The organism is Rhizobacter sp. P3_B12 (genome assembly GCF_056402895.1).
Map to the genome: position 1 here is coordinate 1 of NZ_JBFUGN010000487.1, position 4,595 is coordinate 4,595.

Sequence of the window (4,595 nt, forward strand, 5' to 3'; positions counted from 1 at the left end):
GCGATGTACTGCCGGATGATCTCGGTGAAGCTGCCGTCCGGCTTCAGCCCGAGCCGCGCCGCGCGGGCCGACTCGGCGCCCTTCGCCCAGCCGGACACGATGCCGGCGATGCGCTCGTCGCTGACGAAGCGCACCCGCTCGCGCACCGCGCGGCCRGCCACTTCTTCCAGCGCATCCAGCATCTGGCCGACGCAGATGTTCAGCGCCGGCAGGTTCATCGCGAGCCGGCCCTGGAAGGCCTCGCGGCTCGCCTCGAACACCGCGATCAGCCCCTCCACCGTGCGCGCCGGCGAGGCCACCGGGTGGYAGGTGTTGGCCGACACCGGGCACACCGCCTCCTCGCCGGCCAGCGGCTCGCGGACGATCCCGGAGAAGAACGACGAGGCCGCCCCGTTCGGCCGCCCCGGGCGCACCGTCACCGTCATCAGCCGGGCCGCGCGGCCGTCGATGAAACCCTTGCGCGTGTAGTCGGCCAGCAGGTACTCGCACATCAGCTTGTGCGTGCCGTACGAGGTCTGTGGCGCCGGCAGCGTGTCGTCGTGCACGCGTTGCGGCATCGGCACCGCGGCGTCCGGCCCGAACACCGCGACCGAGCTGGAGAACACCAGCCGCGGCACCGGCGCACCCTGCTGCACCGTCGCGCGCAGCGCATCGAAGAGCGCCCGCGTGCTGTCCAGGTTCGAGCGCAGGCCGAGCTCGAAATCGGCCTCGCATTCGCCCGACACCGCCGATGCCAGGTGGAACACGCCGTCGAAGGGCTCGTCGCGCAGCGCAGCGCACTGCGCCAGCAAGGGCCCGGTGCGCGCCTTCACGCGCGCGTCGGCCAGCAGGTCGGCGCGCGGTGCGGCCTGGTCGGCCAGCACCAGCGTCTCGATGCGTCGCCCGTTCAGCGTGCCGCGCGACAACAGCGCCCGGGCCAGGCGCGTGCCGACGAAGCCGGCCCCGCCGGTGATCAGCAGTTTCATGGGGTGCCTCCCGTCGAGCACACGGGCTCGGCGCCGGCCCATCATGCGCGCACTGCGGGTTGTCGCGAGCAGGGGCAGCGCCGATTGACAGGGTCATTGGTGTCGTCATACAACCGCCTGCCCCTCCAGGCATGACGCGAGGCTTGACGCATGGCGAGTGTGACGATCCAGTCGGTGAAGAAGCGCTTCGGCTCGGTGCAGGTGCTGCACGGCGTGGACATCGAGATCGCCGACGGCGCGTTCACCGTGCTGGTCGGCCCCTCGGGCTGCGGCAAGTCGACGCTGCTGCGCATGATCGCGGGGCTCGAGGAAATATCCGACGGCGAGATCCGCATCGGCGAGCGCCGCGTCAACGAACTGCCGCCCAAGCAGCGCGACATCGCGATGGTGTTCCAGAACTACGCGCTGTACCCGCACATGACGGTGCGCGACAACATGGCCTTCTCGCTGATGCTCGCGAAGCAGGACAAGGCGGTGGCCGACGAGAAGGTGGCGCGCGCCGCCGGCATCCTCGGGCTGAGCGAGCTGCTCGACCGCTACCCGCGCCAGCTCTCCGGCGGCCAGCGGCAGCGCGTCGCGATGGGCCGCGCGATCGTGCGCGATCCGCAGGTGTTCCTGTTCGACGAGCCGCTGTCCAACCTCGACGCCAAGCTGCGCGTCGCGATGCGCAGCGAGATCAAGGAACTGCACCAGCGCCTGAAGACCACCTCGGTCTACGTCACGCACGACCAGATCGAGGCGATGACGATGGCCGACCAGATCGTCGTGATGCGCGACGGCCGCATCGAGCAGACCGGCAGCCCGCTGACGCTGTACGACTACCCCGCGAACCTGTTCGTGGCCGGCTTCATCGGCTCGCCGTCGATGAACTTCCTGCCCGGCACGCTGCGCCGCCGGGCCGGCCTGCTGCAGGTGGAGCTGGCCGACGGCACGCAGATGAACGCGCCGACGCGCGCGGTGGGCGAGGACGGCCAGCCGGTGATCTTCGGCACGCGGCCGGAGCACCTGGCGCTCGGCGACAGCGGCGGCATCCCGTCGCAGGTGGTGGTGGTGGAGCCGACCGGTGCCGACACCTTCGTCGCCTGCCGGCACCAGGGCACCGAAGTGTCGGTGGTGTTCCACGAGCGGCACAGCTTCGAGCCCGGCGCGACCATCCACCTGCAGCCCGACCTCGGCCGCGCGCACCTGTTCGACGCCGGCAGCGGCAAGCGATTGGCCGCCTGATGGCCTGATTCCTTCACGGTGCCGCAGTGCGCCGCCTCACAACTTGACCAGGAGACAACGATGAGTGAATTCGATCGGCGCAAGTTTCTGGAAGGGGCCGCTGGCGTGGCCGCGCTCGGCACGGGCGCACTGTGGACGCCCGATGCCGGCGCGCAGACGCTCGCCTACAAGCCCGAGAAGGGCGCCAAGCTGCGCGTGCTGCGCTGGAGCCGCTTCGTGCAGGGCGACATCGATGCGTACATGGTGAACGTCAAGCGCTTCACCGAGAAGACCGGCATCGAGGTGCGCGTCGACAACGAGGGCTGGGAAGACGTGCGGCCGAAGGCAGCCGTCGCGGCCAACACCGGTGCCGGGCCCGACATCATCCTGTCGACCAACGACGACGCGAACCTGTACCCCGACAAGCTGCTCGACGTGACCGACCTGTGCGAGTACCTCGGCAAGAAATACGGCGGCTGGTACCCCGCCTGCGAGGCCTTCCTGCGGCCCGACGGCAAGAAGTGGATCGGTGTCGCGCTCGGGGCGACCGGCTCGCTGGTGGTGTACCGCGAGAGCCAGATGAAGGCGGCCGGCTTCGAGACCATGCCGAAGGACACCGACGGTTTCCTGAAGCTCTACAAGGCGCTGGCCGCCAAGGGCACGCCGGGCGGCATGGCGCTGGGCAACGCGACCGGCGACAGCTCCTGGTGCCACTGGCTGCTGTGGGCCTTCGGCGGCGCGCTGGTCGACAAGGACAACAAGGTGACGCTGGACAGCCCGTCCACGCTGAAGGCGCTGGAGTATGCGAAGGAGCTGTATTCGAGCTTCGTGCCGGGCACGCTGTCGTGGCTGGACCCGAACAACAACAAGGCCTTCCTCGACGGACAGATCAGCATCACCAACAACGGCATCTCGATCTACTACGCGGCCAAGAACTCGCCCGACCCGAAGCTCAAGGAGATGGCGGCCGACATCAACCACGCGGCCTTCCCGATCGGGCCGGTGGGGGTGCCGACGGAGAACCACCTGTTCTTCAACCAGATGATCTTCAAGTACACGAAGTACCCGCAGGCGGCCAAGGAGTTCATGCGCTTCATGATGGAGCAGGAGCAGTTCGACCCGTGGCTGCAGGGCGCCGGAGGCTACATCGCGCAGCCGCTGCGCGCCTACGAGAAGAACACGGTGTGGACGGTCGACCCGAAGCACACGCCGTACCGCGACAGCGTGAAGAACCTGCGGCCGGCGGGGTATGCGGGCAAGCTGGGCTATGCCTCGGCCGGGGCGCTGGCGGATTTCATCGTGCCGAACATGGTGGCCGAGGCGGGCAGCGGCTCGAAGACGCCGAAGGAGGCGATGGAGCGGGCGCAGAAGCGCGCGGAACGCTACTACAAGGTCTGATCGAGGCCAGCCCGTGAAGCTTCTCGAGCGCCTCCAGAACAGCCGCAACGCCCTCGGCCTGGCCTTCATGCTGCCGGCCGCGGTGCTGTTGCTGGTGTTCCTGACCTACCCGCTCGGCCTGGGCACCTGGCTGGGCTTCACCGACGCGAAGATCGGGCGGGGCGGCTCGTGGATCGGCCTCGAGAACTTCGAGTTCCTGGTGGGCGACAGCGTCGCGCGGCTGGCGCTGTTCAACACGCTCTTCTACACGGTGATCGCGAGCATCCTGAAGTTCGTGCTCGGCCTGTGGCTCGCGGTGCTGCTGAACAAGAACCTGCCGTTCAAGTCGTTCTTCCGCGCGGTGGTGCTGCTGCCGTGGATCGTGCCGACGGCGTTGTCGGCGATCGCCTTCTGGTGGATCTACGACGCGCAGTTCTCGGTGCTGAGCTGGGTGCTGATGAAGCTGGGCTGGATCGACCGGTATGTCGATTTCCTCGGCGACCCGTGGAACGCGCGCTTCTCGACGATCGTCGCCAACGTCTGGCGCGGCGTGCCCTTCGTCGCGATCTCGCTGCTGGCGGGGCTGCAGACGATCTCGCCCTCGTACTACGAGGCCTCGGCGATCGACGGCGCGACGCCGTGGCAGCAGTTCCGGCACGTCACGCTGCCGCTGCTGTCGCCGATCATCGCGGTGGTGATGACCTTCTCGGTGCTGTTCACCTTCACCGATTTCCAGCTGATCTACGTGCTGACGCGTGGCGGCCCGCTGAACTCGACGCACCTGATGGCCACGCTCGCGTTCCAGCGCGCGATTCCCGGCGGGGCGCTCGGTGAGGGTGCGGCGCTGGCCACGCTGATGGTGCCGTTCCTGCTGGCGGCGATCATGTTCAGCTACTTCGGGCTGCAGCGGCGCGCCTGGCAGCAGGGCGGCGACAAATGAAAACGCAGAGAAGTGCCATGCAAGAGAAGCCCGATTCGCAGGGCATGGACTACCTGCAGACGCTGCCGCGGCGTTGGGTGACGGTCTACATCCCGCTCGGCATCTTCGTG

The 4,595-nt window shown here is 68.4% G+C and carries 4 protein-coding genes; 3 read left to right on the forward strand and 1 reads right to left on the reverse strand.

The features are described 5' to 3' along the window. Window positions 1–965: D-erythronate dehydrogenase (gene denD / locus AC1D01_RS21895; RefSeq protein WP_477870025.1), on the reverse strand; the 965-nt coding region annotated here is incomplete at its 3' end. Window positions 966–1,115: 150 nt separating this feature from the next. Between denD and AC1D01_RS21900 the strand changes: the two genes are divergently transcribed. From AC1D01_RS21900 to AC1D01_RS21910, 3 genes are all read left to right on the forward strand, one after another. Beyond that, window positions 1,116–2,189: an ABC transporter ATP-binding protein gene (locus tag AC1D01_RS21900; RefSeq protein WP_477870027.1), complete on the forward strand. Its 1,074-nt coding sequence runs from the start codon at window positions 1,116–1,118 to the stop codon at window positions 2,187–2,189. A gap of 60 nt (window positions 2,190–2,249) precedes the next feature. Continuing rightward, window positions 2,250–3,566: an ABC transporter substrate-binding protein gene (locus AC1D01_RS21905; RefSeq protein WP_477870029.1), complete on the forward strand. Its 1,317-nt coding sequence runs from the start codon at window positions 2,250–2,252 to the stop codon at window positions 3,564–3,566. A gap of 67 nt (window positions 3,567–3,633) precedes the next feature. After that, window positions 3,634–4,485, forward strand: coding sequence for a carbohydrate ABC transporter permease (locus tag AC1D01_RS21910; protein WP_477870030.1), 852 nt, complete (start codon window positions 3,634–3,636; stop codon window positions 4,483–4,485). Window positions 4,486–4,595 lie beyond the last annotated feature (110 nt).

Bases quoted from the DNA above. Each gene is read 5' to 3' on its own strand.
- AC1D01_RS21905 (WP_477870029.1), top strand. From the start codon at position 2,250: ATGAGTGAATTCGATCGGCGCAAGTTTCTGGAAGGGGCCGCTGGCGTG.
- AC1D01_RS21910 (WP_477870030.1), top strand. From the start codon at position 3,634: ATGCTGCCGGCCGCGGTGCTGTTGCTGGTGTTCCTGACCTACCCGCTC.
- AC1D01_RS21900 (WP_477870027.1), top strand. From the start codon at position 1,116: ATGGCGAGTGTGACGATCCAGTCGGTGAAGAAGCGCTTCGGCTCGGTG.